Origin of the sequence: Citrobacter sp. JGM124 (assembly GCF_018257795.1) — a bacterium.
Classification (GTDB): Bacteria; Pseudomonadota; Gammaproteobacteria; order Enterobacterales; family Enterobacteriaceae; genus JGM124.
Genome location: NZ_JAERJD010000004.1, coordinates 235,322 through 261,551, shown reverse-complemented (window position 1 = coordinate 261,551; position 26,230 = coordinate 235,322). Strand labels below are relative to the sequence as shown.

Here is a 26,230-nt window from a genome sequence, read left to right as displayed (position 1 = left end):
CCACAATCCAATTACGCTACCTGTTAAGAGTAGACAATTGTCTGGCGTTATAGAGTGAATTTGATCAATGAATATTATTTTTGTATGTAAAGACAAATAAAATAACAGGGTTATTTTTTTAATATATACATCAAATAAAATAGAGAAAGGCGAGAACAGGAAAATTAATTATTATATATTGCTTAAAATTCAATATATTATAAATTAGTTTATTAAATAAATATAAAACTTAGCTTTTAATGCTTATTTATAAAAAAAGGGAAGAGATTTTACCCTTCCCTTTTTAACACTATCAAAAATAATAGTTATGCCAGTGAGCGCAGCATACGACGTAGCGGCTCTGCTGCCCCCCATAGCAACTGGTCACCAACGGTGAAGGCTGAAATATATTCAGGCCCCATATTCAGCTTACGTAAGCGTCCCACTGGTGTCAGTAATGTGCCGGTGACTGCGGCTGGAGTCAGCTCACGCATCGTGATTTCACGATCGTTAGGAACCACTTTAGCCCATGGGTTATGTGCCCCTAACAGCTCTTCAATCGTTGGGATCGAGACATCTTTTTTCAGTTTAATTGTGAAGGCCTGGCTATGGCAACGCAGTGCACCAACACGGACACAGAGGCCATCAACCGGGATATCAGTGGCAGTAGCAAGGATTTTATTGGTTTCAGCCTGACCTTTCCACTCTTCACGGCTCTGTCCATTATCAAGCTGCTTGTCGATCCATGGGATCAGGCTGCCGGCCAGGGGAACACCAAAGTTATCGACGGGCAGTTTGTCACTACGCCCCAGTGCGGTCACTTTACGTTCGATATCAAGAATGGCAGACCCGGGGGAAGCCAGCTCCTGGGCAACTTCTTTATGCAAATGCCCCATTTGATTTAGCAGTTCACGCATATGACGTGCTCCACCACCGGATGCTGCCTGATAGGTTGCGACTGAAACCCAGTCCACCAGATTGTTGGCAAATAAGCCACCCAACGACATGAGCATCAGGCTTACGGTACAGTTACCACCAACAAAGGTTTTAATGCCTTTGTTCAGCCCATCATCAATCACATGCTGGTTCACAGGGTCGAGGATGATGATCGCATCATCTTTCATACGCAGTGATGATGCGGCGTCAATCCAGTAACCCTGCCAGCCACTCTCGCGCAGCTTGGGATAGATTTCATTGGTATAATCACCGCCCTGGCAGGAGACAATAATATCCAGGGCCTTCAACGCTTCCAGGTCACTGGCATTTTGTAATGTACCGCCATTAACACCAGCAAACACGGGCGCCGCTTCTCCTGCCTGAGAAGTGGAGAAGAATACGGGACGAATGACGTCAAAATCACGCTCTTCTATCATGCGTTGCATGAGTACAGAGCCGACCATTCCACGCCAGCCAACAAAACCTACATTTTTCATAGCGACTAATCCTGCTGAGATGATTACGTATATAGACTAAATAGTTCGAGTTACAGGACAGCAGCTATGCAGAGAGCCCGAGAAAGCTACTCACATCAGTGGCCTGGGTAAGCGAGGAGAGCCAATATCCCTGCAACTTGAACTATCGCGTGTATAGTGTGTGCCGACACCAAACCGAAACATCTATCAGCCTTACAAAATGCTGCAAAAGTCGCAAGTGAAATTAATCAATGATTGCTGTCAGATCAGAAACAAAGCTTATTACTGAGAATTAACAAGGAACTTCGGGGAAAAAAATGAATGAGATAATAACGGCGACGGTACTGCTATTTCTGATTATGGATCCACTAGGTAACCTGCCTATCTTTATGTCGGTACTCAAACATACAGAACCGAAACGACGCCGGGCTATCATGATCCGTGAACTGCTGATTGCCCTGACAATCATGCTTATTTTCCTGTTCGCCGGGGAAAGAATTCTCTCGTTTTTAAACCTGCGGGCAGAGACTGTCTCCATTTCCGGTGGGATAATTCTCTTTCTGATCGCCATTAAGATGATATTCCCTGGTAATGAAGGTAATGCCAGCGGGCTACCGGCAGGTGAAGAACCCTTTATCGTTCCTCTGGCTATTCCCCTGGTTGCCGGGCCATCACTACTGGCAACCCTGATGTTGCTATCCCACCAGTATCCAAATCAAATGGGGCATTTGGTTATCGCCTTAATGCTGGCCTGGGGCGGTACCGTGGCTATTTTGCTCCAGTCATCACTGTTCCTGCGACTGCTGGGAGAAAAAGGAGTTAATGCACTGGAACGTCTTATGGGGCTGGTACTCGTGATGATAGCAACCCAAATGTTTCTGGATGGTATCCGGACCTGGATGGAAGGCTAACGCTCTTCAGGAACGGGGAATAGAAAAAGAGGGTAAAAACCTGTGTTTTTACCCTCTTTCTTGAATACTAAAACCGTCTGTCAGTTCTGACATCATTTATGACGGTTATTTATAAAGCTCTGCTGTCATGTGAACATCATTACGAGTGTCGGCACTGGTAATTTTATAGTTCAGCCCTTCCTGATGTGCTTTTGCCGCAACTTGTGCTTCTGCGCCGTCCAGGGTCGAATCAGTCACGGAAACGCTCTGGGCAAAGCTGGCTGCAGACATAAGAGAAAGAGCGGTAACAGCAGCAACAGACATCATTTTGATGGTTTTCATAATTTTATTCCTTGGTTTGTCAAGTTGAAAGCATATTGGCTTTCGATGTAAAAATGATAACCATAGTTACTATTAGCATATTAACAATAGGTGCTATTCATGTGATGCAGATCACATTCATGGTGCAACCAGGCTGTAACGAAAGGTTTACAACAGGAGGAGATGAGGATATGGAAATAACAGAAAAGGTGATTAAAAAAAGAATTAAATTTTTCTTAATCAAATGGTTAAATAAAAATATTTAGACTGACAGCAGAGAAAGAAAACGTGAGTCACAGATAACCATGCCGCGCATGACTCACCATGGTATAGGTGTTAAAACCGCATCAAAAGACCATCCATCAAAGGATGGCCCGGTGTATTCATATCCGATTGACCAGCACAGTTTACTTTTTTATTCGCTCAATGGTGTCAGCGATCACGTGCTCAAGAGGCTGGCTGATATCGACAACCTGCACATCTCTCTCGTCTGCTTGTGGCTCTTCGAGGACAGCAAACTGCGTTTTGAGCATATCGGTCTTGAAAAAATGCCCTTTGCGGGCTTTCAGACGAGATTCGATAACGTCAAAGTCCCCTTTTAAATAAATAAATGAGAGATTAGGGTTACCATCACGCAGCCTGTCACGATACATTTTTTTTAAAGCAGAGCAGACAATTAACGACACTCTATTAGTACGCTGCATGGCAAATGCGGCATCATTTAAAGCCTGCAACCACGGGATACGGTCTTCATCATTCAAGGCTTCGCCAGAAGCCATTTTCATAATATTACGGCGCGGATGGAGAAAATCGCCATCGAGAAAAGCGGCATGTAGCTGATAAGCCACTTCACTGGCAACCACGGACTTGCCGCTGCCAGAGACCCCCATCAGGACATAGATATGGTTATCATGGTTTGTTATGTTCATCCATTGCTCCGTCAGGCCACAAATGATTATGTGATAGTTGTTACGGGTAACTGTTACCGATAACATTTAGCCGTAACAGGGGAAGATACGCAATAGCAGCATAGTCAAAGCCAGTATAAATGTGAGATCTGTCAATAAAATGGATTAAATAGAACCACCGGGTAACAAAGTAAATCCTATATCAAGCATTTCAGGATATACCGTCTCACCACGAATACGCGCCAGCAAGCGTTCCGCTCCCAGCCGTCCCATATGTTCTCGTGGTGTAAAAATACTGGCAAGACGGGGTTCCATGGCCTGCCCAATGTCATGGCCGTGAAAACCCGCGATCGCAATATCATCCGGGATACGTAACCCCTGGCGCTGGCATTCAAACACCGCGCCAATCGCTAAGTCATCATTAGTACAAAAAACACTGTCCAGTTCTGGATACTCCAGGCGAGCCTGACGTAATAATTCGGCCCCAGTCGTATAAGAAGAGGGTCTCGCAACCATCATACTGCAAGGTGTCAGCCCTGCTTCTTCCATAGCTCGTTGATAACCTTGTTGCTTAATGCCCGTTCGCTCATCAAGACGGGCTCCCAGGTAAACGACATGACGATAACCGCGGCTAATCATGGTTGTCGTCATCTGACGAGCGGCGGCGAAGTTATCAAACCCCACGGCGAGGTCAATACATGGTGACACACTGTCCATGAGCTCCACTACCGGGATCCCTGCAACTGCAATCATTTTTAAGGTTCTGGCGGTATGAGTCCGCTCTGTCAGAATCAACCCATCAATATTCCATGAAAGCATCGCTTCCAGTCGTTCTTCTTCTCTCTCCGGGTGATAACCAGAATGGGCCAGCATTGTCTGGTAGCCGTTAGCATCGGCAATATCCTCAATACCACGTAATACATCAGCAAAGACTTGGTTCGTCAGGGAAGGCAGTAACACACCTAGCGCGCGGCTGGTTGAATTAGAGAGCATATCTGGCACGCGATTTGGAATGTAGCCAAGATAATCAAGTGCGGCAGCGATTTTCACCCGCATGCCCGCGGATACCTGATCAGGAGTACGCAAGAAACGGCTAACCGTCATCTTCGTGACGCCGACACGATCGGCAACATCTTGAAGTACAGGTCTTCTCTTTTTCATGCATCCACTGACTCAGTGATTTTCGATAGGCCAGTTTACCATGAGCAAATATGAACTGAACCTTCCTCTTTACAGAGGAAGGTTCAGAATGTCTCTTTAAACCCCTGGCAAATCAAAGAGTAGAATTTCACTCTCTGTATTGGCCTTGATATTCAGGGTTTGCTCATCCCAGACAGCAATAGCATCGCTGGTTTTCGCCTGGGTGCCATTCACCTCCACATCCCCCTTCACGACTTGAATCCAGACACGACGCTCTGGAGCGATGGAATAGTCCGCCTGCTCACCGTTTTCCAGTGCCCAGCGGGATAACTCCATATCCTGGTACACCTTGAGCGATCCTTCTCTGGCATCGGGTGAAAGGACCAGTTGGCGTCCTTTCTGAGCATCAAAACGCCGCTGTTCATAGCGTGGAGTGATACCGTTGGTTTCAGGAATGATCCAAATCTGATACAAGTGCAACGGGTCAGTTTTACTCGCGTTATATTCAGAATGTTTGATGCCCGTACCGGCACTCATAATCTGAAATTCACCCGCCGGGATCTGCTCCTTATTGCCCATGCTGTCCTGGTGCTCAACCGTCCCTTTCAGAACATAGGTCAGGATTTCCATATCTTTATGGGGATGGGTACCAAAGCCCTGCCCCGCATCAATCACATCTTCATTAATCACTCGCAGTGCTGAAAAACCCATGAAATTAGCATCGTAGTAACTTGCGAATGAGAACGTATGCCAGCTATCCAGCCAACCATGGTTTGCATGACCGCGATCTTTAGCCTGTCGTAAATAAATCATGTTGTCACTCCTGAATATCTTTGATGGCTTAAGTGTGAACGCGTTTGGATGACGATCATAGAGGGTGAAAACTGACGCCTATAATCAAAAAAACTGAATATGGCAACGTCATCAGGAAATCAAGGAATGGGGTTATGTTCAACAGGCAAAAAAAAAGCCAGCACCCGGCTGGCTAAAGTAATACTGGAAGCAATGTGAGCAATGTCGTGCTTTCAGGATGTCTCCGTAGGGGTCTCCCCTGAACGCAAGGCAATAATAATCATTATCATTCGCACTTGTAAAGCACTATTTGAAAAATAATACCCATTGACTTTGTGTGAAAAGTCACTGATGTTAAAAAGGTTTTTTGTAACTCGTTGAGGTAAAAGGGATGAAACACGTCGTGGTCCGTCACGCTGAGATTCGTGACGCTGAAGATTTATATGAGATTTATTCTCAACCCGCACTTTATCGTGACACACTGCAACTACCGCATCCCACACTTGATAAATGGCAATCCCGTATTGCATCCCTCCCTACGGGTCATTATTCCCTGGTCGCTTGCCTGGAGAACAAAGCGGTTGGTCAGCTCACACTCATGGTGGAGCCGTCCCCCCGACGCAGCCATGTCGCAACCTTTGGTCTGGGCGTGAATGAAAAATATCAAGGCCAGGGTGTGGCATCAGCCTTAATGCAGGAGATGGTTAACCTGTGTGATAACTGGCTACGAATCGAACGCATTGAACTGACGGTATATACGGATAATGCCCCGGCACTGGCGCTCTATCGTAAATTCGGTTTTGAAGTAGAAGGAACCGGCAAATGTTTTGCATTTCGTGATGGTCACTATGTGGATGCCTACTTCATGGCACGTTTAAGAGTGGTGTAAACTGCGACAATAGGGATCACGGGGAATAGCTCCCCGTAAATAAGCAATCGAATTGATTGATCACACTTCTGTACTAAGGAGACAAGAATGCGAAAATTAATGATACTGGTGTTTCTCCTGCCATTAAACTGCCTTGCACAACAGCCTAATCCGCTCAATAACCCCAATTTGCCGGGTTACCAGAACCCGACCCAACAGCGGTTACAGAGCCAAATGAAAACCCAGCAACAACAGCAGCAGAACACGCTAAATCAGCAAATTCAGAACCAAAATTTACAACAGCAACAACAGCTGAATCGTGAAATAGGCACCAATACTCAGCGTGTCATTCAGTCTCAGCCGGGAATGATCAAAGAACCAGCCAGTAACCATGACACAGAGACCTTTAACAGCAAACCTTGAGCATGAATCGGCCTCAGAAAAGAGGCCTGGTATGAGTCATTTTCCTGCCTGTAACGGCAGAATATCCCGTGCGGAAAAGTCAGGACCTATTTGATCAATACAATCTGTACAGATGGCGTCTACTCCCCACTGGAGTAACTGAGCAGCACGTGCCTGTTCATTCACGGTATAGACCAGAATATGCAAGCCAGCAGCCTTCAGCATTGCCACACGGGGTTCATCCAGCAGTTTGTGGTTCAGATGGATAGAAACACAGCCAAGGCGGGTCGTCAGAGCTTCCCAGTCATCACGCCAGTCATCCAGGAGCAGCCCTCTTGGTAGCTCAGGTGCAGCCTGTTGAGCCGCTTCCAGTGCCTCAATGGCGAAAGAAGAGAGCAGTGGCGCAGTCTGTCCACGCCACAATTCACGCGCCGCCAGTGCGACCGCTGTGCCGGTTTCACTCTCGAGCCCCGTGGTGGGTTTGATCTCAATATTTGCCATCATGCCGTGTCGCTGACAGCGTTCAGCAACCTGTGATAATAGTGGCAAGGGTTCCCCAGTGAACTGGTCACTAAACCAGCTCCCTGCATCGATACTTACTAGCTGATCCCAGCGTAAATGCCCCGCGATCCCCCGACCATTACTGGTGCGTTCCAGGGTATCATCATGCAGCAGAAAAATTTTTCCATCCTGAGACAGTTTGGCATCAAATTCAATCATGGTATGCCCGTACCGGGCACCCGTATCAATGGCTTTCAGGGTATTTTCAGGCGCCAGTTTACCGCCACCACGATGGGCGACTATTTTTGGGTAGGGCCAGTCACTCATAAACGTTGTCCACTTTTAGCATCAAAGAAATGCAGATGTTCTGCCGGTATATGCAGCCAGAGTTGGCTCCCGAGACCAGGCCGCTCCTTGTGATCTAAGCGAACAATGACCTTCTGCGGACCAAAACGCCCATGCACCAGATTATCTGCACCAAGGATCTCCAGCGTTTCCGTTACCAGTGGAACACCCCCCTCAGCCTGAGAACTTAGCGTAATATGCTCAGGCCGAATACCCAGGGTAATGGCTGTCCCCGCTAAAGACAAATAGGTATTCCCTAAAGGTATCACGTTCCCCCCTTCTAGCAGGAAATCCTTACCATCAACACTCACTTTACCTTCCAGTAAATTCATCGCCGGTGAACCGATAAAACTGGCAACAAAACGGGTTGCCGGACGTTCATAGACCTCTACTGGTGTACCAATTTGTTCGGCAATGCCTTTATTCATCACCATGACGCGCTGGGCAAGCGTCATGGCTTCAACCTGGTCATGGGTCACATACAGGCTGGTCGTGCCCAGGCGACGATGTAACTGCTGTAGTTCCAGTCGCATCTGAACACGCAATTTAGCATCGAGGTTTGACAGGGGTTCATCAAACAGGAAGAGTGCCGGGGAACGTACAATCGCGCGGCCCATTGCCACCCGCTGGCGCTGCCCTCCTGATAGCTCCCGGGGGCGACGAGTCAGTAAGTTATCCAGCTCGAGAATACGTGCAGCTTCAAGCACTTTCTGGCGAATTTGCTCTTTCCCTATACCCCGAATTTTCAGCCCCCATGCCATATTCTCTTCAACAGTCATATGTGGATATAGCGCATAGTTCTGAAACACCATTGCGATGCCGCGTTCTTTAGGCTCCATATCGGTAACACGTTGATCATCAATCCAAATATCACCACTTGTTACACGCTCCAGTCCGGCGACCATGCGTAATAGCGTTGATTTTCCACAGCCCGATGGCCCGACCATCACAATGAATTCTCCATCGGCAACATCGACTGTTAAGGGTTGAATAACCTGCGTTTTACCATCCCAGCTTTTTGTGACTGCCTGTAGTTTTAATCCTGCCATCTATTATTTCTCACTCTCAACTAGTCCACGAACAAACGCACGCTGCATCGCTAAAACAACCATTACCGGGGGGATAAGGGTAAGTAACATTGCGGCCATGACCTGATTCCATTGGGTTGTGCCATCCCCGCTGGAGATCATGCTTTTGATACCCGCAACTGCAGTGCCCAGAGAGGCATCGCTAATGATCAGTAGTGGCCAGAGGTACTGGTTCCAGCCATAGATAAAGGTAATCACAAACAGGGCCGCCAGGTTGGTTTTAGACAAGGGCAAGACAATGTCAAAAAAGAAGCGCATGGGTGATGCACCATCAATGCGCGCTGCTTCCATGAGTTCATCGGGTAACGTCATAAAAAACTGACGGAACAAGAAAGTCGCCGTTGCTGAGGCCATCAGGGGTAAGGTTAAACCTGAATAGGTATCGATCATTTTCAGGTTTGCTATCACCTCCACCGTAGGGAAAATACGGACTTCCACTGGCAACATTAAGGTGACAAAAATCATCCAGAAAAATAGAGTACGAAACGGGAAACGGAACCAGACAATCGCAAAAGCAGAAAGAATGGAGACAGTAATTTTCCCGAGGGTGATCACCAGTGCCATAAAGGCACTGTTAAACAGCATCATGCCAAAAGGCGCACTGTTACTGGACACCCCATGGCTCCAGATGTATCCAATATTTTCCCATAAGTGCGTACCCGGAATCAGTGTCATCGGCGTATCAAAAACGGCCTGGTCATCGAGCGTTGCCGCAACAAAAGCAACATACAACGGAAATAGAATGACGATAACACCCAGGATCAGCATGGAGTGGCTGAACCACGTCAGCCCACGATTGTTCTCAATCATTGGTAGCGAACCTTACGTTCTACGAAGCGAAATTGAACTACTGTCAGGATGATTACCAGGAACATCAGCACCACAGATTGTGCCGCAGAAGAAGACAAATCCAGACCAGTAAACCCTTCACGATAGATTTTATAAATCAGCGTGGTTGTTGCCTGCATCGGTCCACCGCCAGTAGCGGCATCAATAACCGGGAAAGTATCGAAGAAGGCATAAACCAGATTAACTACCAGCAGGAAGAAGCTTACCGGGGCGATTAGCGGTAATGAGATTCGGAAAAAGCGCCGGACAGGGCCTGCACCATCAATTGCGGCTGCCTCAATAAGAGAACGAGGAATAGATTGTAATGCTGCAAAGAAAAACAAGAAGTTATAGCTGACTTGCTTCCATACTGAAGCAAATACAACCAAAAACATCGCCTGCCCACTGTTGCGGGCATGGTTCCACTCATAGCCCACATGTTCCAGCGCATAAGTGATCAGCCCCCGCCCTGGACTAAATAAAAACATCCACAATACCGCGGCTATCGCGGGAGCAATCGCATAAGGCAACAGCAACAAAGTTTGATAAACACGGCTGCCACGCACCACATAGTCAACCAGGGCGGCAAAAAATAGCGATACCAGCATACCGCAACCGGCGACCAGCCCACTGAAAATCATGGTGGTGTAGAAGGAATCCAGATAGTAGCTATTCGTAAACAGCTGTCTGAAATTTTCCAGCCCTACAAAAGTACTCGAAATACCGAAAGGATCTGTGCTTTGGAGTGAGTACCAGAGTGCTTCTCCAGCAGGCCATATGAAGAAAACCAGGGTAATAACCAACTGCGGGAGCACTAAAGCATAAGGAAGCCAGCCAGAACGAAATACCGGACGAGATGATGACATAGTGTGACTCTTTTGAACGTATTAGGAGAATAATGATGTTGTTATCTATCCACCTGATGACTTATCCATACTGCCTGAAGACAGAAAGGATAAACGGCTGACGCCGTTTATCCTGAGCTAACGCGTTATATTATTGCCTGGTGGACTGCTCAAAACGGCGCAGCAGTTGGTTACCGCGTTCAGTACTGGAGTCCAGTGCTTGCTGTGGGGTCTTCTGACCATTCCAGACAGACTCCAGCTCTTCATCCACCACGGTACGAATTTGTGGCATATTGCCCAAACGCATACCTTTGGTGAAGGCCAATGGAGGCTTATTCAACATCTGGCGAGTAGCCATATCAGCACCTGGGTTCTTGTCATAGTACCCCTCTTTTTTGGTTAGCTCATAAGCCGCAGTGGTAATTGGTAAGTAACCTGTTTTCTGATGCCATTCGGCGGCATTCTCAGGCTTAGCCAGGAATTCGAGGAATTCCGCAACACCTTTGTAGGTTGCAGGATCTTTGCCATTCATAACCCAGAGACTGGCACCGCCAATCATCGCATTCTGCGGCGCGTTTTTAGCATCCGCATCGTAAGGCATCATGCCAACACCGTAGTTAAATTTCGCATGCTCACGAATATTTGCCAGAGAGCCAGAAGAAGCGGTTGTCATAGCACAGTCACCGCTATAGAACTTCTCAGTTGACTCGTCTTTACGACCGAAGTAGCTAAAATCACCCTTTTCATTCATCTGTTGCAACAGAGCGATATGCTTCACTTGCTCAGGTCCGTTGAAGACTAATACCGCATCAGTGCCATCAAAGCCGTTATTCTTTGTCGCGACAGGTAAACCATTCCATGCACTAAAGTTTTCCAGTTGGATCCATCCCTGCCAGCCGCTGGCATAACCACACTTCATGCCTGATGCACGCAGTTTCGCGCTGTACTCTGCCAGCTGTTGCCAGGTTTTGGGTGGTTCATCAGGATTCAGACCCGCTTTTTTAAACGCATCTTTGTTGTAGTACAGAACGGGAGTGGAGCTATTAAATGGCTGGGATAATAAGTGCCCTGTTTTGGCATCACTGTAATAACCCGATACCGTAGGAACAAACTGCGACTCATCGACGTTTATTCCCGCATCTTTAAATACTTCATAGACAGGCTTAATGGCTTTAGAAGCCATCATGGTCGCCGTACCTACCTCATACACCTGCAGAATTGCAGGCGCGTTACCAGAACGGTATGCCGCAATACCCGCCGCTAAGTTCTGATCATAATTGCCTTTGTAAACCGGCACGATTTTGTAGTCTGGATGAGTTTCGTTAAAACGAGTCGCCAGGGAGTCAACTTCCTTGCCCAGTTCTCCATCCATTGAATGCCAGAATGGAATAGAAGTAACGGCCATCGCCTGGCTGGTCAATGCCAGACCCAGTGTCAGCCCTAAAGCGGTGTGTCGTAACAGTGTCATTCGATTCACTCTCTTAATTGTGCCGGATGCGCGAAATCACGCGTTTTATGCTCGCGAGTTAACATGACACGCTCGAATGACAGAAATATATCGGCCAGATGACAGAATGGTGACGAAAAAGTGAAGGGAATATTGCAACCCTGGCCGTCAGACAGTGGTATGAAGACTTTTGGCCGGCTATCGATTAAACAAGTAAGGGGAAAAGGCGTCCCGGGATAAGGGAGCTCAGAAAGCGTTACCCCATCAATAACCCGCCAGGTTATTGATGGGGTAAACTCATGCAGGGGCACTATCCCCCGAGATAAGCACTACGCACAGCCTCGTTGGCCAGCAAAGCATCCCCGGTATCTTCCAGCACCACATGGCCGTTTTCCAGCACATAACCACGGTCAGCCAGTTTCAATGCCTGGTTTGCGTTCTGTTCAACCAGGAAGATGGTCATCCCTTCACTACGCAGCTGCTCGATGGTGTCGAAAATCTGCTGGATGATAATGGGTGCCAGCCCCAGTGAAGGTTCGTCAAGTAACAATAAACGAGGCTGACTCATCAATGCGCGTCCAATGGCCAGCATTTGCTGTTCACCACCAGACATCGTGCCAGCACGCTGAATACGGCGTTCATGCAGACGTGGGAACAGCTTGTAGATACGCTCAATACGTTCATTAAACTGGTCTCGATCAGCAAAGAAGCCGCCCATGGCGAGATTTTCCTCGACGGTCATACGAGAAAACACACGGCGGCCTTCCGGGACAATCGCAACTGCCTCACGCATAATACGGGCCGTGTGCCAGTCGGTAATATCTTTACCGTCAAATACAATACGTCCACTCGAAGCCCGAGGGTCCCCACAGAGCGCCCCCAACAGCGTCGTCTTCCCAGCCCCGTTCGCCCCAATCAGGGTAACGATCTCTCCTTGTCTGATGTGCAGGCTGACCTCGTGTAATGCCTGGATCTTTCCGTAGTGGGCACTGACTTTGTCAAACGACAATATGATATTTTCCATTCTCGGCCTCACCCCTATGCTTCGCCCAAATAGGCACGGATCACATCAGGATTATTACGAATTTGTTCCGGCGTACCATTCGCCAACGGCGTTCCCTGATTCACCACGTAGATACGATCAGAAATTCCCATCACCAGTTTCATATCATGCTCAATCAGCAATACCGTGGTCTTGTGATGGTTACGCAATTCCATGATTAACTCATTAAGTTCTTGAGTCTCTTTCGGGTTCAGGCCAGCAGCAGGTTCATCCAGCATTAAAATTTCTGGCTGGGTCACCATGCAACGCGCAATTTCCAGACGCCGCTGATCACCATAGGCCAAATTACTGGCCTGCCGGTTCGCTTGTTCTAACAAGCCAATGCGCTGAAGCCAGTCAGCCGCTCTGTCCAGCGCCGCTGACTGAGCATGACGGAAGCCAGGGGTTTTAAACAAGCCAGAAAAAAGCCCTGTCTTCAGCTGCATGTGCTGTGCAACCAGCAGGTTTTCAATCACCGTCATTTCACGGAACAGGCGCACATGTTGAAACGTTCTGACCACACCCAGGCGAGCGATCTCCTGCCCGGGCAAACCTTCCAGGTGCTTCTCACCTAAAAGGATCTGGCCATCAGTAGGTTTATAAAAGCCCGTCAGACAGTTAAAGACCGTCGTTTTACCTGCACCATTCGGGCCAATAAGCGAAACAATTTCCCCGGCATGTAACTCAAGTGATACGTTGTTAACGGCAAGAAGCCCGCCAAAACGCATCATCAGTCCGCTGACGGATAACAAGGGCTGACTCATGCCTGTTCTCCTTTCGCATCCATTGTTTTCAGTTTCAAATGTGGACGGGTCATCGGTAACAAGCCTTGCGGACGCCAAATCATCATCAGAACCATCAAGCCACCCAGTACCAACATGCTGTACTCGTTCAAATCACGCATCATCTCACGGGACACAACCAGCAATACTGCCGCCAGGATAACCGCGAATTGTGACCCCATCCCACCCAGAACCACGATGGCCAGTACAAAGGCTGACTCCGCAAAGGTGAAGGATTCAGGGCTGACAAACCCCTGACGAGCCGCAAACAAAGTACCGGCGAATCCTGCAAACGCAGCACTGATGGTAAAAGCGGTCAGCTTAATACGACGCGGGCTTAATCCCAGAGAACGACAGGCGATTTCATCTTCACGCAATGCTTCCCAGGCACGCCCCAGTGGCATACGTAACAGACGGTTAATCACAAACAGCGTGATCACGACCAGCAACAGTGCCACTAAATAGAGGAACACAACACGGTCACTTGGGTCATAGCTCACATTGAAGAAGTTACTGAAAGTATCCCAGCCCCCTTCACGGGCTGTACGACTGAATTCAAGGCCAAAGAAGGTTGGTTTAGGGATCTGGCTGATACCGTTAGGGCCACCAGTAAACGATGTATTATTGAGCAGCAAAATACGGACAATTTCACCAAAACCCAGGGTCACAATCGCCAGATAGTCTCCCCGCAAACGTAAGACGGGGAAACCCAGTAAAAAACCTGCTGCAGCGGCAACCAAACCGGCTAACGGCAAGCACGTCCAGAAACCAAGACCATAGTAGTGGTTCAGCAATGCAAAGGTATAAGCCCCAATAGCATAAAAACCACCATAGCCCAGCACCAGTAAGCCCGATAATCCAACCACCACATTCAGACCCAGGCCAAGAATAATGTAGATCATGGTCAGGGTGGCGATATCAATCGACCCGCGGGACACCATAAATGGCCAGGCAACCGCAATAACCAGCAGAGCCAGCAAGAACAATTTCTGCTTCGGTGTTGAACCATCCAGTGTCGGTAACACAAATGCTGGCCCAGTGATTTTTTTCATGCCTTTGGTAAATAAAGGACGTAACAGCTGAAAAATAAATACAACCGCAGTACCAATCCAGACCCACTGCCAGCGAACATCGCTGGCACTATTCACCACCAGCTTAGTACCTGAAAGACTTAGCTGAACACCCATAAATACCGATGCAAGAATGAAAAACATCACCCCCGAAAGCAGGGAGAAAACAATGTGCATAGGTTTCATACTTTCTCAACCTCCGGACGGCCCAGAATACCGGTTGGCATCACCAGCAACACACCGATAAGCAGCGCAAAGGAGACGACATCTTTATATTCAGTACTTAAATAAGCTGAAGTTAGCGCTTCAGCGATACCCAGAATCAGACCACCGATCATGGCCCCGGGGATACTCCCAATTCCCCCCAGCACTGCTGCAGTAAAGGCTTTCATCCCGGCCATAAAACCGATATATGGGCTAATTACGCCATAAAACTGCCCCAGTAGCACACCGGCAACCGCTGCCATTGCAGCGCCAATCACAAAGGTAAGGGAGATAACACGATCGGTATTGATACCCAGCAGGCTGGCCATCTTCAAATCTTCGGCACAAGCACGACAAGCGCGCCCCATGCGGGAATAACGAATAAACAGCGTCAGTGCCAGCATAGCGAGGAAGGTCACCACCCAGATAACAAACTGCATGGTCGTAATCGTGGCGGTAAAGTTCTCACTGACGCCAACAATCCATTGCCCATTAAAAAGGTTGGGCAGGGCAATATCCCGTGACCCTTCCGTCAGACTGACGTAGTTCTGTAAAAATATGGACATCCCGATGGCGGAGATAAGCGCAATCAAACGTTTGGAGCTACGAACCGGGCGATACGCCACGCGTTCAATACTCCAGCCATAGGCACTGGCAATAATAATTGCGCCAATAAAGCCCGCACCAATTAGCATCCAGCCGACATCTATACCGAGCATCATCAGGGCAGCGATGATCATAAAGGAGACATAGCTACCTATCATGTAAACTTCACCGTGGGCAAAGTTAATCATGCCGATAATGCCATACACCATGGTATAGCCAATGGCTATCAGCGCGTAGGTGCTGCCCAGCGTGACGCCATTAAACATCTGCTGCAGGAAGTAAAGAAACTGCTCGGACATAACATAACCTTTTAATGCCTTCCGGGCAGACCCGGAAGGGTAAATAACAGAGGGCTGTGGTTATTTCGCCACGGTAGATGAACCGTCCGCATGCCACTGGAAGACACCAAATTCAAATCCTTTCAGATCGCCTTTTTCGTCCCATTTCAGTGGTCCAATAACCGTATCAGCGCCTTTTTCTTTTAAGTCTTTCGCCAGCTCAACCGGATCAGTACTGTCACTGCGTTCGAGAGCCTGTGCCAGGGACTGTACCGCGGCATAAGTGATCCAGACATAAGGTCCTGTCGCATCTTTCTTCTCGGCGACCAGTTCGTCCACAATAACTTTGTTAGCAGGATCCTGGTCATAGCGTTTTGGCATAGTTACCAGCATGCCTTCACCCGCATCACCGGCAATATTAGACAGAGACGCATTACCGACACCTTCAGGCCCCATAAACTGGGTTTTCAAGCCAACAGAACGCGCCTGGCGCAAAATTTGCCCCATTTCTGGGTAATAACCACCGTAGTAAACAAAATCGATATTCTCTTTTTGCAAACGCGCAACCAGAGTAGAGAAATCTTTATCACCCGCAGTGATACCGTCAAAGAAGACAATATTGGCACCGTTTTTACTCAACTCGTCACGAACAGAACGTGCCAGTCCTTCACCATATTGCTGTTTGTCGTGAATGATACCGATACGCTGTGGTTTCACATGATCAAGAATGTATTTTGCGGCAGTTGGCCCCTGGGAAGAGTCCAGACCAGCAGTACGCATAATGGTCTGATAACCGCGTTGGGTCAGCTCTGGGTTGGTTGCCCCAGGGGAGATCATTAGAATGCCTTCATCTTCATAAATATCAGAAGCAGGCTGAGTTGATGAAGAGCAGAGGTGACCAATAACGTACTTCACCCCGTCGTTAACGATTTTATTTGCCACAGCGACCGCCTGTTTAGGGTCACAGGCATCATCGTATTCCAGCGCAACCAGTTTATTCCCTTTAATACCGCCTTTAGCATTAATATCTTTGATGGCCTGGCGGGCACCATTGAACTCCATGTCACCCCATTGTGCTACCGGGCCTGACATCGCCCCTACAACAGCCACTTTAATATCTTCAGCGGTTGCCGCGTGAGACACCGCCAGAGCAACTAACCCGGCCAGTAATGTCTTCGCGTTCATTCTCATTTTCTCTGCCCTCTGGTGCGATTAAAAAACAAACAGTGCTTTATCACCAACACTTGTTTTTATTAATGACTTGAAGGAGTTAGCGCGATATGTAACATCAAACGCAACTAAACTCTCTATATTTCATGTGATTAACTAGAGATATTATTCTGTATTTCATCAGAGTGAAACAAAAAAAAGCATGTCTGGCAGCATAAAATAGCGATACAATGCGCCGAATAATCCACTACAAATTAGCATGTTGTTCTGATGCATTAATCATCTATGATGTTTAGCTCTGGATAATGCACTGAACATGAATTAAACCCCCTTACAAAGCAGCAAAAAAGTTAAAGCGTCTGGGGAGAATAAATTGGTTACACTCACTGTTTACCCTCTTTTTGGTTTGCCTATTTATGAAACTCACCATCATTCGTCTGTTCGAGCCTAATACCCAGGATAAGATTGATCTTGGAAAGATATGGCCTGAGAATTCTGCTACCTCACTAAATATCAGCGAAAACAATCGCCTTTATGCGGCCAAATTTAATGACCGTTTACTGGGGGCAGTACGTGTAAACCTGAGGGATACCCATGGCATATTATTGGCACTTAATATCCGTGAGATTACCCGTCGTCGTGGTGTCGGGCAGTATTTAGTGGAAGAAATTCTGCGCGATAACCCAATGGTAACGCACTGGAAAATAAGTGCTGAGGGGGTAGAAAATCGGGATATCATGCAAGCCTTTAGCCAGGCACTCGGTTTCAAAGCACAAGGACTGGATTGGGAAAAATAGCCTGCGTATTAGGGAGCTAATTTCAGGGTATCCATCAGAATGATGGCCAGACAACAGGAAAAAGAACGGTCGCAACACACCGCACAACGGCTGATGAGATAAAAAAAACCGTCGAAGAGCTGGCCTTGTCTAACACAACCGTTCTATTGCTGACACTAAATTATTAGCCTATAAATCATAACATTATGTTAAATTAGGGCGGTATGAATATGTTAATCAGAAGGCTGCTTCCACTTGAGTGGGAAAATGTTTATCCCCTGATCGCACAGCTACGAAACATCGCCAAAGAAAAATTTATTGAAAGCGTCAGGATTCAGTCATTGAACGGTTACGAACTGATTGGCGCATTTAGCGATGAAAGCGTGATAGGTTTAATGGGGTTTCGTCCCGTCCATACTCTGGCCAGAGGATTTCATCTCCATATTGATGATTTAGTTGTCGATGCGACAATAAGACGTTGTGGCGTCGGAAAAGCATTACTGGATTTTGCTATCGCAGAATCAAAGAGTAGAAATATGAACTTTGTGTTCCTTGATGCCAGAAAAGAAGCAATCCCATTTTACGACCGGAATGGTTTTATAGCGCACAGCGCACCATCAATGAAGATGCCCCTGAGCTAAAACTAACATGTGTATCGGGTACTCTATGAAAGGGGGTCTGTGTACCGTCTTTTATGGGAAATGGTATGAGTCACGCGATTAAATGTATCCGGGCCTCGCTCTTTACTCGGTAAATCCGGCTGATGGCTACGGAAGATGATCGGAATACGTTGTAGTGTGAATTGATTGAGCCCCCCGGCAGAGGCGGCTTAATTCAGTGTGTCAGCGAGCTACAAAAAGTTAGCATGGCGACAGGCGAAATTATCTCTCTGGTGATGGCCTACCCGCAAAGCACAAAGTTCCGTCTGAACGCGGCAGAAAAAACGGGTGGCATCAGCATTTTTAACGCACTCCCCCACTCGAAGACGCTGTAGCCATACATTACCAGCTTACGGCAATCCACTGAGCGGAAATAATGTATTAAAAACAATAAAAAAACAGTGTCTGAATCAGTGGGTCACCCACCTTCAGACACTGTTTTCATGGTGCTGAAACTAAAAAACATCAGAGTCGGCCAGCGACTTCAGGCTCAAAAATTATTTTGCGTCAGTCGATGTGCCGTCAGCATTCCAGGTAAAGACACCGAACTCAAAACCTTTCAGATCGCCTTTTTCATTCCATGACAGCGGGCCCATCACTGTTTCAACGGTTGTGCCCTTCAAATAGTTGGCGATTTCCGCAGGATCAGATGATTTTTTCAGCCCGTCAGCCAGGGACTGAACCGCAGCGTAAGTGGTCCAGACAAAGGCACCGCTGGGATCTTGCTTTTTCTCTTTGATGGCTTCAACAATTGGCTGGTTCGCAGGAATCTGGTCATAATTCTTCGGTTTGGTAACCAGTAAGCCGTCCGCAGATTCACCGGCAATATTAGACAGGGACACGTTGGCCACACCTTCCGGCCCCATAAACTGGGTTTTCAGGCCTGCAGCACGCGCCTGGCGCAAAATCTGCCCCATTTCTGGGTGATAACCGCCATAGTAAACAAAGTCGATGTTGTCTTTCTTCAGGCGAGCAATCAGGGTTGAGAAGTCCTTCTCACCAGCGGTGACACCATCAAAGAAGACGATATTACCGCCACCAGCTTTGAGGTTGTCCTGAACGGCACGCGCCAGGCCTTCACCGTACTGCTGCTTATCATGAATGATCGCAATACGCTGTGGCTTCACTTTATCCAGAATATATTTAGCGGCCGTTGGCCCCTGGTCAGAATCCAGACCGGTCGTGCGCAGCACTAACTTATAGCCACGAGATGTCAGCTCCGGCGCGGTTGCTGCTGGCGTAATCATGATGATACCTTCGTCTTCATAGATATCAGACGCGGGCTGAGTCGAAGAAGAACATAAGTGCCCAATAACGTACTTAATCCCATCATTAACGACTTTATTGGCTACCGCGACGGCTTGTTTCGGGTCACATGCATCATCATATTTTGTGATAACCAGTTTATCGCCGTTAATCCCCCCTTTCGCATTGATATCCGCCACAGCCTGCTCTGCACCCGTAAACTCCTGGTCGCCATACTGTGCAACCGGGCCAGACATCGCCCCGACGACAGCCACTTGAATATCTTTTGCCAGTGCGACGTTACTCATGGCCAGCGCAATACAGCCAGCCAGCAAGGCTTTGCCTGTCATCTTCATCCTGAGAGTCCCCATATTATTGTGTGTTGTGTTTAGTATTTTTTATGTTGTGTATGCAGCACATTTTTAATCAAAATAATTAGGTGGAACGACACATGTGCCATTGCAGCATTCTCTGCTAAAAAACATACCTTATTTTGCGATTTATGGAATAACAATTTTGTCACGTAGCAAAGCCTGTGGGAAAAAAGCGTTAAAAAACGGTTTTACCGCCTGTTAACAGGAAAATAGTGGCAAGAAGACGATATGGGCAGGAGGAGTGACTGGAAACAGACAAAAAAAACCTGAATTCGGCAGCTGCCGAACTCAGGCCATATTTATATTGCTAATGAAGACAGGGATCAGGCTTCAATAGCCACGCGAAGTTTTTTCATCGCATTTTTTTCAAGCTGACGAACCCGTTCGGCAGACACACCATAACGGTCAGCAAGCTCTTGTAGCGTGCTTTTGTTGTCTTCATCAAGCCAGCGAGCACGAATAATTTGCTGGCTACGCTCGTCCAGCCCCATCATGGCGTCACTGAGCTTATCCGCTGCATGAGAATCCCAGTTATCATCCTCAATACCGTCGGCAAAGTTTGAGGATTTATCCTGAAGGAACAGCACCGGAGCCATTGGCTGACTCTCTGAGTCATCATCATTGGACATGTCAAACGTCATATCCTGCGCCGCCATACGTGATTCCATCTCACGCACGTCTTTGCTAGTGACCCCGAGCTCACTGGCAACCAGTTCAACTTCTTCCTGATTAAACCAGCCTAAGCGTTGCTTATTCTTACGCAAATTAAAGAACAATTTACGCTGTGCCTTGGTGGTCGCAACTTTTACGATGCGCCAGTTGCGCAGCACATATTCATGAATTTCAGCTTTGATCCAGTGCACTGCAAAAGAGACCAGGCGAACACCCACCTCAGGATTAAAGCGACGTACCGCTTTCATCAGGCCAATATTCCCTTCCTGAATCAAGTCTGCTTGCGGCAAACCATAACCAGAATAATTACGAGCAATATGAACAACAAAGCGGAGATGCGAAAGGATCAGCCGCTTAGCTGCTTCCAGACTACCCTCGTAATGCAGCTTTTCAGCCAGCTCCTGTTCTTCCTCAGCCGTTAACATCGGCCAGGCGTTCGCAGCCCGGATATAAGATTCCAGGTTACCAACAGGGGCTAAAGCTAAATTTTGCATTTCTTTGGTCATTCAAACCCTCTCTTAGAGACTTACTTACAGGCTGTCATCAGAATAAACAACCCTACAAAAAACAGTCCCGGCTACCGGGTAGTTATCTTCACTACTCTCTGACAAGCGCGTTATCCACAAGTTCAAAATAATTTTGTGGATAAGTTACTCACACATGCTATTTGGCACAGGGATATCCAAAGATACTCACTCTCTGCCCACGTTAATAACCCATAGCGTCAGAGAATAAGTATATCAAAGGATTGTTACTCTGGTGTAAAACGTCGTAAATGTTGAACCGTCGCCAGCCAGGCTGCTAGCCAACCAATCATCGACGATACCAGCAAGAGTAACAGGCACTCATCAAACCCTAACCCACTGAGCGAAAACTGGGTACCAAACACCTGAGCTACTTGCGTAACAGCAGATGAAAGTCGCATGACCAGTATTTCAGATAAAATCAGCGACAAAAATGCACCGCTGAAACCCAGCAGAGCCCCGCCATATAAAAAAGGTCGCAGGATAAAGCCGTCGGTAGCGCCGATCAATTTTTGCACATTGATAGTATCACGACGTGCAAAAATACTCAGTCTGACGGAGTTACCGATAACCAGGAACACGGCAGCAACCATCAAGATACCAATCATGCCGGCAATCCGCCCCACCAGCCCTGTCAAAGCAGCCAGGCGCGCAAACCAACTGTCATCCATACGCACTTCGTCGACACCCTGAACATGTGCCAGACGATCCCGTAAGGTATTCAGATTTTCCGTGGTTTGGAAATCTATTTTCGGATTCACGATAGCCACCGCAGGCAGAGGATTTTCCTCCAGCATATCCAGTGCTCCGCCAAAACCAGACCAGTTACGAAACTCGCCTAATGCCTCATCCCGGGAAAGATAGTTAACCTTATCGACACCTTCTTCAGACTCCAGTGTACCAAGAACTCGCTGGGCCGCATCATCATCCAGTGCTTTATCCAGATAGACCGTAATTTGCGGGGAAGGATAATACTGGGATGCCGCCTGATTCACATTCTTATAAACAATGAAACAAACACTGGGTAACGTCAGAGAGATTGCAATCACCATCACTGTCAAAAATGTCGCTAACGGCTTGCTCTTGAGATCTTGTAGCGCCCCTTCCCAGGCATAACGAAACTGCTCATTCATGCCCCCTTTTAACGACTTACTCTTCGACTTTGATGGCTTACCGCGTTTTTTTCCACCACGGGCACCATCCCCTTGTCGACGAGACGGGTTCAGATCGTTAATTTTATGGCTAAAACGCTTAACCATATTGACTACTTCCCGTTTATTCACCCGCCACCTCCATGCAAATGACCATTACTTAACGTCAGTGAACGGTAAGATCGGCGGGAGATAAGTCCCATATCGTGGGTCGCCATTAAGACGGTAACGCCAACACGGTTAAACTCTTCAAACAGGCGTAAAATACCCTCTGAAAGCGCATCATCCAGGTTGCCTGTTGGCTCATCGGCCAGTAACAACGCGGGTTTATTAACGACAGCACGGGCGATCCCCACCCTTTGCTGCTCACCGCCAGAAAGCTGAATCGGCAAGTTTTTTGCCTTATCCAGCAGGCCAACTTTATCCAGCGCCGCACAAACACGACGACGAATATCTTCACCACTGGCCCCGGCGATAATCAGTGGGATAGCAACGTTATCGTAGACGGTTCTATCCATCAACAGGTGGTGATCCTGAAAGATCATACCGATCTGACGCCGAAGAAATGGCACCTCGCGGCTTTTTAACCGGCTGATATCGTGACCACTGAAAAAGATTTGACCATCGCTGGGCCGTTCGATACCACAAATCAGCTTCAGTAATGTACTCTTTCCTGCTCCGGAATGGCCGGTCAGAAACGCCATCTCGCCTGGTTGCATGTGGAAAGTAACCCCCTGCAACGCTTGTCTCCCGCCGAGATAGGCTTTACTGACGTGTTCAAAACGAACCATTATTAATCCTCTCGGGCAAAAAGTGCCTCTATAAAATCTTCTGAATTAAACGGTCTTAAATCAGCAATCTGCTCACCTACTCCAATATAACGGATAGGTATCCCAAACTGATCAGCGATAGAGAAGATAACACCACCTTTGGCGGTACCATCCAGTTTCGTTAGCGTGATCCCGGTCAGCCCCACCGCTTCGTTAAACAGTTTAGCCTGGCTTATCGCATTCTGGCCGGTACTGGCATCCAGGGTGAGCATAATCTCATGGGGGGCATCTTCGTCCAGCTTTTTCATGACCCGAACGATCTTTTTCAGCTCCTCCATCAGGTGCCCTTTGTTCTGCAGGCGTCCTGCGGTATCTGCAATGAGCACATCGACATTACGCGCTTTTGCCGCCTGAATCGCATCAAAGATAACAGAAGCAGAGTCAGCGCCAGTATGTTGCGCAATCACCGGTATATTATTGCGCGCGCCCCAGACTTGAAGCTGTTCAACAGCCGCGGCACGGAAAGTGTCTCCCGCTGCCAGCATCACTGACTTACCTTCGAGCTCAAACTGGCGAGCCAGTTTACCAATGGTGGTCGTTTTACCCACACCATTGACACCTACCATCAGAATAACAAAAGGGGTTTTACCTTCAACATTAAGGGGAGAATCCACCCTGGCCAGAATATCGCCCATCTCTTCTTTTAACAGAGCATACAGCGCTTCTGCGTCATGCATCTGTTTACGACTTGCCGTTTCAGTAAGCTTGCTGATGATTTTCTGTGTCGTTTCAACACCCACATCAGCAATAAGCAGCTGCTCTTCCAGCTCTTCAAACAGATCATCGTCAATCTTTTTGCCCCGAAACAACCCCATGAAACCAGAACCGAGATTCTGTTTCGTTTTCACCAGGCTACGTTTCAGCCGGGCGAAAAAGCCCTCTTTAGTTGGTTTTTCCTGCTCAACAATAGGGGGAGTCACCTGCTCTTCAGGAACATCATGCTCAGGCGTATCCAGCGGAACATCATCAGCAACAGGAACAAGCGCTGGCTCATGATCGGCGTCGACTGACTGCTCTGTTTTGGGTTCTTCAGGCTGGTTTTCAGCCACGAATGGGGTAATGGCAGGTTCCGCGGCAACGGTCGGCGCTGTTTTGGCGCTTTCAGCCACACTCTCAGAGACCGAAGGTACATCAACCTGCTCCACCTCTGCTTCTGCGGTGGGTTCAGTCGTGCTCTTGTCGGCCTCAACCTCAACAGGTAATGGAGTAATGGCAGGTTCCGCGTTAACGGTCGGCGCTGTTTTGGCGCTTTCAGCCACACTCTCAGGAACTGAAGGTGCATCAACCTGCTTCGCCTCTGCTTCTGCGGTGGGTTCAGTCGTGCTCTTTTCTGCCTCAACAGGTGCATGAGGAAGCAGTGACTCAATCGCCGCCACTTCTTCCTTTACAATCTGTTCCTGAGCAGCCGCCGCAAGGACATCAGCGGCTGTCGCTTCGACAGCCAGCGGTGTTTCCTGGTCTTTTTTGGCGTCAGCCTGCGAAATAATAGATTCTATCGCCGCCACTTCTTCATTGACTATTCGTTCTTGATGGGCCTGATAGAGATCTTCGCGGTCAGCCTCCGGGGAGACAGCAATGCGGCTATCCGCATCATCTTCCTCTGGCAATACCTGCGTTGTTTCAGGCTGTAAGGGGGAAGAGTCCGCCACTTGTTCAGTACTGGCTGGTTCGGTGTGCTCAACCGGCGCAGCGACCGTCTGTTGGGCTACCTCGCCCGTTTCAGTCTCCGGCTCCGCTGGTGATACAACGTCCTGGGCTTCAGCTTTTGATTCTTCTTGTTGCTCTTTCTGACCAAAGCCGAGCCAGGAAAAAAAGCCACGTTTTTTCTCTTTCGCCATGTGCGACTACACTCCTCGCGGTTTATTTATGGCACGAGCCCGATTCTGGTCGCCCGGGCGTTAAAAAATGGTGCATCAGTCTATCACTTTCCCGCTCCGGCATCACGCCGCAGGAATAAGGTTTCCTGGCTGGGCCTACCCCGCTAGAATAGATAGCAGAGATCCTACTTGCAGTGAGTACCATGAAAAAAACGCAATCCGCCAGTTCAGGCCAAATCCGCATTATCGGCGGGCAATGGCGCGGCCGAAAACTTCCGGTTCCCGACCGACCGGGATTACGCCCCACGACGGACAGGGTCAGAGAGACACTGTTCAACTGGCTCGCGCCTTCTATTGTCGACGCTCATTGCCTCGACTGCTTCGCTGGCAGTGGTGCATTAGGCCTGGAAGCCTTATCGCGCTATGCAGCGGCCGCAACATTAATTGAGATGGACAGAGACGTCGCCCGTCAGCTCCAGAAAAATCTCGCGACACTCAATGCGAATCAGGGTCAGGTGGTGAATGCTAATACCTTGAATGTGTTGGCACAACCCGGTACCCCTCACCATATTGTGTTTGTTGACCCCCCCTTTCGTAAAGGGTTACTGGACAGCACGCTCAGTTTACTGGAAAAAAATGGCTGGCTTACCGACAATGCTCTGATTTATGTCGAGAGTGAAGTAGAAAACGGCATGCCCATCTACCCAACAACCTGGGCCTTACACCGGGAAAAAGTTGCCGGGCAAGTTGCCTACCGCCTGTTTATTCGTGAAGTTCAAGGAGCTGCATAGTGTCAATTTTGATTAATCTCGGCCGTCTGTTGATGTTGTGTATCTGGGCATTTTTGATACTGAATTTAGTTCAGCCTTTTCCACGCCCGCTCAATATATTTGTCAACGTGGCACTTATCTTCATGGTTATCATGCATGGCCTACAACTGGGGTTACTGAAAGCGACCCAGCCGAAAGAAGGAGCCCCACTAAGCCGCGTAACTCAGGCAAAAATATTTATTTTTGGGGTCTTCGAGCTGCTGGTCTGGCAGAAAAAGCTGCGTCAGGGGAAATAATCCCCGGGGAACCGCTATAGGGACGAAACGGCCCACACACCGGAAACATAAAATTACTGATTTTCGGCTATTCACCACAGGAGAAAACGATATTGTATTCCTCCTTGCCCACTGCCTGAATAGGCTCTTTTCTGATATTCACCAGCCTTAAGCAGGGTTTTCGGAGCGTATTGGTAAAGAGCAAAATGTAACGACAAT

28 protein-coding genes are annotated in these 26,230 nt (G+C 48.1%); 8 read left to right on the top strand and 20 right to left on the bottom strand.

Annotated elements, in window-relative coordinates:
- Nucleotides 1-305: 305 nt before the first annotated feature.
- Nucleotides 306-1,412, bottom strand: coding sequence for an aspartate-semialdehyde dehydrogenase (gene asd, locus JK154_RS07620; RefSeq protein WP_211991913.1), 1,107 nt, complete (start codon nt 1,410-1,412; stop codon nt 306-308).
- A gap of 296 nt (nt 1,413-1,708) precedes the next feature.
- Here asd and JK154_RS07615 point away from each other — a divergent pair, with 296 nt between their 5' ends.
- Nucleotides 1,709-2,302 carry a YhgN family NAAT transporter gene (locus tag JK154_RS07615; protein WP_211991912.1) on the top strand — a complete coding sequence of 198 codons (594 nt, stop codon included), beginning with the start codon at nt 1,709-1,711 and terminating at the stop codon, nt 2,300-2,302.
- Nucleotides 2,303-2,407: 105 nt separating this feature from the next.
- Here the strand turns inward: JK154_RS07615 and JK154_RS07610 are convergent, their stop codons facing one another.
- The 4 genes from JK154_RS07610 to JK154_RS07595 form a co-directional block, all read right to left on the bottom strand.
- The gene (locus tag JK154_RS07610) at nt 2,408-2,623 is read right to left on the bottom strand and encodes a DUF1471 domain-containing protein (protein WP_211991911.1); all 216 of its coding nucleotides are present in this window, start codon (nt 2,621-2,623) and stop codon (nt 2,408-2,410) included.
- 386 nt (nt 2,624-3,009) lie between these two features.
- Nucleotides 3,010-3,531, bottom strand: coding sequence for a gluconokinase (gene gntK, locus JK154_RS07605; protein ID WP_211991910.1), 522 nt, complete (start codon nt 3,529-3,531; stop codon nt 3,010-3,012).
- 144 nt (nt 3,532-3,675) lie between these two features.
- On the bottom strand, nt 3,676-4,671 hold the full coding sequence (gene gntR, locus JK154_RS07600; protein ID WP_211991909.1) for a gluconate operon transcriptional repressor GntR: 996 nt from the start codon (nt 4,669-4,671) through the stop codon (nt 3,676-3,678).
- Nucleotides 4,672-4,767: 96 nt separating this feature from the next.
- On the bottom strand, nt 4,768-5,463 hold the full coding sequence (locus JK154_RS07595) for a pirin family protein (RefSeq protein WP_211991908.1): 696 nt from the start codon (nt 5,461-5,463) through the stop codon (nt 4,768-4,770).
- A 370-nt stretch (nt 5,464-5,833) separates the two neighbouring features.
- Between JK154_RS07595 and JK154_RS07590 the strand changes: the two genes are divergently transcribed.
- Entirely contained in the window at nt 5,834-6,331 is a 498-nt protein-coding gene (locus JK154_RS07590; RefSeq protein ID WP_211991907.1) for a GNAT family N-acetyltransferase, read from the top strand.
- An 87-nt stretch (nt 6,332-6,418) separates the two neighbouring features.
- Nucleotides 6,419-6,733 carry a DUF2756 domain-containing protein gene (locus tag JK154_RS07585; protein WP_211991906.1) on the top strand — a complete coding sequence of 105 codons (315 nt, stop codon included), beginning with the start codon at nt 6,419-6,421 and terminating at the stop codon, nt 6,731-6,733.
- Nucleotides 6,734-6,769: 36 nt separating this feature from the next.
- Here the strand turns inward: JK154_RS07585 and ugpQ are convergent, their stop codons facing one another.
- From ugpQ to livK, 10 genes are all read right to left on the bottom strand, one after another.
- Nucleotides 6,770-7,540, bottom strand: a complete 771-nt coding sequence (gene ugpQ / locus JK154_RS07580) for a glycerophosphodiester phosphodiesterase (RefSeq protein ID WP_211991905.1) — start codon at nt 7,538-7,540, stop codon at nt 6,770-6,772.
- Nucleotides 7,537-8,607: a sn-glycerol-3-phosphate import ATP-binding protein UgpC gene (locus tag JK154_RS07575; RefSeq protein ID WP_211991904.1), complete on the bottom strand. Its 1,071-nt coding sequence runs from the start codon at nt 8,605-8,607 to the stop codon at nt 7,537-7,539. Before JK154_RS07575 ends, ugpQ begins: the two co-directional genes overlap by 4 nt.
- 3 nt (nt 8,608-8,610) lie before the next feature.
- Entirely contained in the window at nt 8,611-9,456 is an 846-nt protein-coding gene (gene ugpE / locus JK154_RS07570) for a sn-glycerol-3-phosphate ABC transporter permease UgpE (protein ID WP_211991903.1), read from the bottom strand.
- Nucleotides 9,453-10,340 carry a sn-glycerol-3-phosphate ABC transporter permease UgpA gene (gene ugpA / locus JK154_RS07565; protein WP_211991902.1) on the bottom strand — a complete coding sequence of 296 codons (888 nt, stop codon included), beginning with the start codon at nt 10,338-10,340 and terminating at the stop codon, nt 9,453-9,455. The genes ugpE and ugpA overlap by 4 nt, the downstream gene beginning before the upstream one ends.
- A gap of 130 nt (nt 10,341-10,470) precedes the next feature.
- Nucleotides 10,471-11,787, bottom strand: a complete 1,317-nt coding sequence (gene ugpB, locus JK154_RS07560; RefSeq protein ID WP_211991901.1) for a sn-glycerol-3-phosphate ABC transporter substrate-binding protein UgpB — start codon at nt 11,785-11,787, stop codon at nt 10,471-10,473.
- A 289-nt stretch (nt 11,788-12,076) separates the two neighbouring features.
- The gene (gene livF / locus JK154_RS07555; RefSeq protein ID WP_211991900.1) at nt 12,077-12,790 is read right to left on the bottom strand and encodes a high-affinity branched-chain amino acid ABC transporter ATP-binding protein LivF; all 714 of its coding nucleotides are present in this window, start codon (nt 12,788-12,790) and stop codon (nt 12,077-12,079) included.
- 14 nt (nt 12,791-12,804) lie between these two features.
- Nucleotides 12,805-13,572, bottom strand: a complete 768-nt coding sequence (livG, locus tag JK154_RS07550) for a high-affinity branched-chain amino acid ABC transporter ATP-binding protein LivG (RefSeq protein ID WP_211991899.1) — start codon at nt 13,570-13,572, stop codon at nt 12,805-12,807.
- Nucleotides 13,569-14,846 carry a high-affinity branched-chain amino acid ABC transporter permease LivM gene (locus JK154_RS07545; protein WP_211991898.1) on the bottom strand — a complete coding sequence of 426 codons (1,278 nt, stop codon included), beginning with the start codon at nt 14,844-14,846 and terminating at the stop codon, nt 13,569-13,571. Before JK154_RS07545 ends, livG begins: the two co-directional genes overlap by 4 nt.
- Entirely contained in the window at nt 14,843-15,769 is a 927-nt protein-coding gene (gene livH / locus JK154_RS07540) for a high-affinity branched-chain amino acid ABC transporter permease LivH (RefSeq protein WP_211991897.1), read from the bottom strand. Before livH ends, JK154_RS07545 begins: the two co-directional genes overlap by 4 nt.
- Nucleotides 15,770-15,829: 60 nt before the next feature.
- Nucleotides 15,830-16,939: a high-affinity branched-chain amino acid ABC transporter substrate-binding protein LivK gene (livK, locus tag JK154_RS07535; protein WP_211991896.1), complete on the bottom strand. Its 1,110-nt coding sequence runs from the start codon at nt 16,937-16,939 to the stop codon at nt 15,830-15,832.
- A 395-nt stretch (nt 16,940-17,334) separates the two neighbouring features.
- Between livK and panM the strand changes: the two genes are divergently transcribed.
- The 3 genes from panM (at nt 17,335) to JK154_RS17815 (ending at nt 18,688) form a co-directional block, all read left to right on the top strand.
- The gene (panM, locus tag JK154_RS07530) at nt 17,335-17,715 is read left to right on the top strand and encodes an aspartate 1-decarboxylase autocleavage activator PanM (protein WP_211991895.1); all 381 of its coding nucleotides are present in this window, start codon (nt 17,335-17,337) and stop codon (nt 17,713-17,715) included.
- A 209-nt stretch (nt 17,716-17,924) separates the two neighbouring features.
- On the top strand, nt 17,925-18,335 hold the full coding sequence (locus JK154_RS07525; protein ID WP_249215815.1) for a GNAT family N-acetyltransferase: 411 nt from the start codon (nt 17,925-17,927) through the stop codon (nt 18,333-18,335).
- A gap of 224 nt (nt 18,336-18,559) precedes the next feature.
- Complete coding sequence (locus tag JK154_RS17815; protein ID WP_283093664.1) at nt 18,560-18,688, top strand: hypothetical protein; 129 nt, start codon at nt 18,560-18,562, stop codon at nt 18,686-18,688.
- A gap of 162 nt (nt 18,689-18,850) precedes the next feature.
- On the opposite strand, the gene JK154_RS07515 is transcribed toward JK154_RS17815, so the two are convergent.
- The 5 genes from JK154_RS07515 to ftsY all read right to left on the bottom strand — a co-directional run bounded on the left by JK154_RS07515 (nt 18,851) and on the right by ftsY (nt 24,987).
- Nucleotides 18,851-19,954 carry a branched-chain amino acid ABC transporter substrate-binding protein gene (locus JK154_RS07515; RefSeq protein WP_211991893.1) on the bottom strand — a complete coding sequence of 368 codons (1,104 nt, stop codon included), beginning with the start codon at nt 19,952-19,954 and terminating at the stop codon, nt 18,851-18,853.
- Nucleotides 19,955-20,295: 341 nt separating this feature from the next.
- Nucleotides 20,296-21,150: an RNA polymerase sigma factor RpoH gene (rpoH, locus tag JK154_RS07510; RefSeq protein ID WP_211991892.1), complete on the bottom strand. Its 855-nt coding sequence runs from the start codon at nt 21,148-21,150 to the stop codon at nt 20,296-20,298.
- A gap of 245 nt (nt 21,151-21,395) precedes the next feature.
- Nucleotides 21,396-22,451 (bottom strand): permease-like cell division protein FtsX, encoded by a 1,056-nt coding sequence (gene ftsX, locus JK154_RS07505; RefSeq protein WP_211991891.1) that lies wholly within the window; start codon nt 22,449-22,451, stop codon nt 21,396-21,398.
- Entirely contained in the window at nt 22,448-23,110 is a 663-nt protein-coding gene (ftsE, locus tag JK154_RS07500) for a cell division ATP-binding protein FtsE (RefSeq protein WP_211991890.1), read from the bottom strand. The genes ftsX and ftsE overlap by 4 nt, the downstream gene beginning before the upstream one ends.
- A gap of 2 nt (nt 23,111-23,112) precedes the next feature.
- On the bottom strand, nt 23,113-24,987 hold the full coding sequence (ftsY, locus tag JK154_RS07495) for a signal recognition particle-docking protein FtsY (RefSeq protein WP_249215814.1): 1,875 nt from the start codon (nt 24,985-24,987) through the stop codon (nt 23,113-23,115).
- 182 nt (nt 24,988-25,169) lie between these two features.
- Here ftsY and rsmD point away from each other — a divergent pair, with 182 nt between their 5' ends.
- Together rsmD and JK154_RS07485 are read left to right on the top strand one after the other, a co-directional pair.
- Complete coding sequence (rsmD, locus tag JK154_RS07490) at nt 25,170-25,757, top strand: 16S rRNA (guanine(966)-N(2))-methyltransferase (protein ID WP_211991889.1); 588 nt, start codon at nt 25,170-25,172, stop codon at nt 25,755-25,757.
- A 5-nt stretch (nt 25,758-25,762) separates the two neighbouring features.
- A complete protein-coding gene (locus tag JK154_RS07485) occupies nt 25,763-26,032 on the top strand; it encodes a DUF1145 family protein (RefSeq protein ID WP_211991991.1) in 270 nt (89 codons plus the stop codon).
- Nucleotides 26,033-26,230 lie beyond the last annotated feature (198 nt).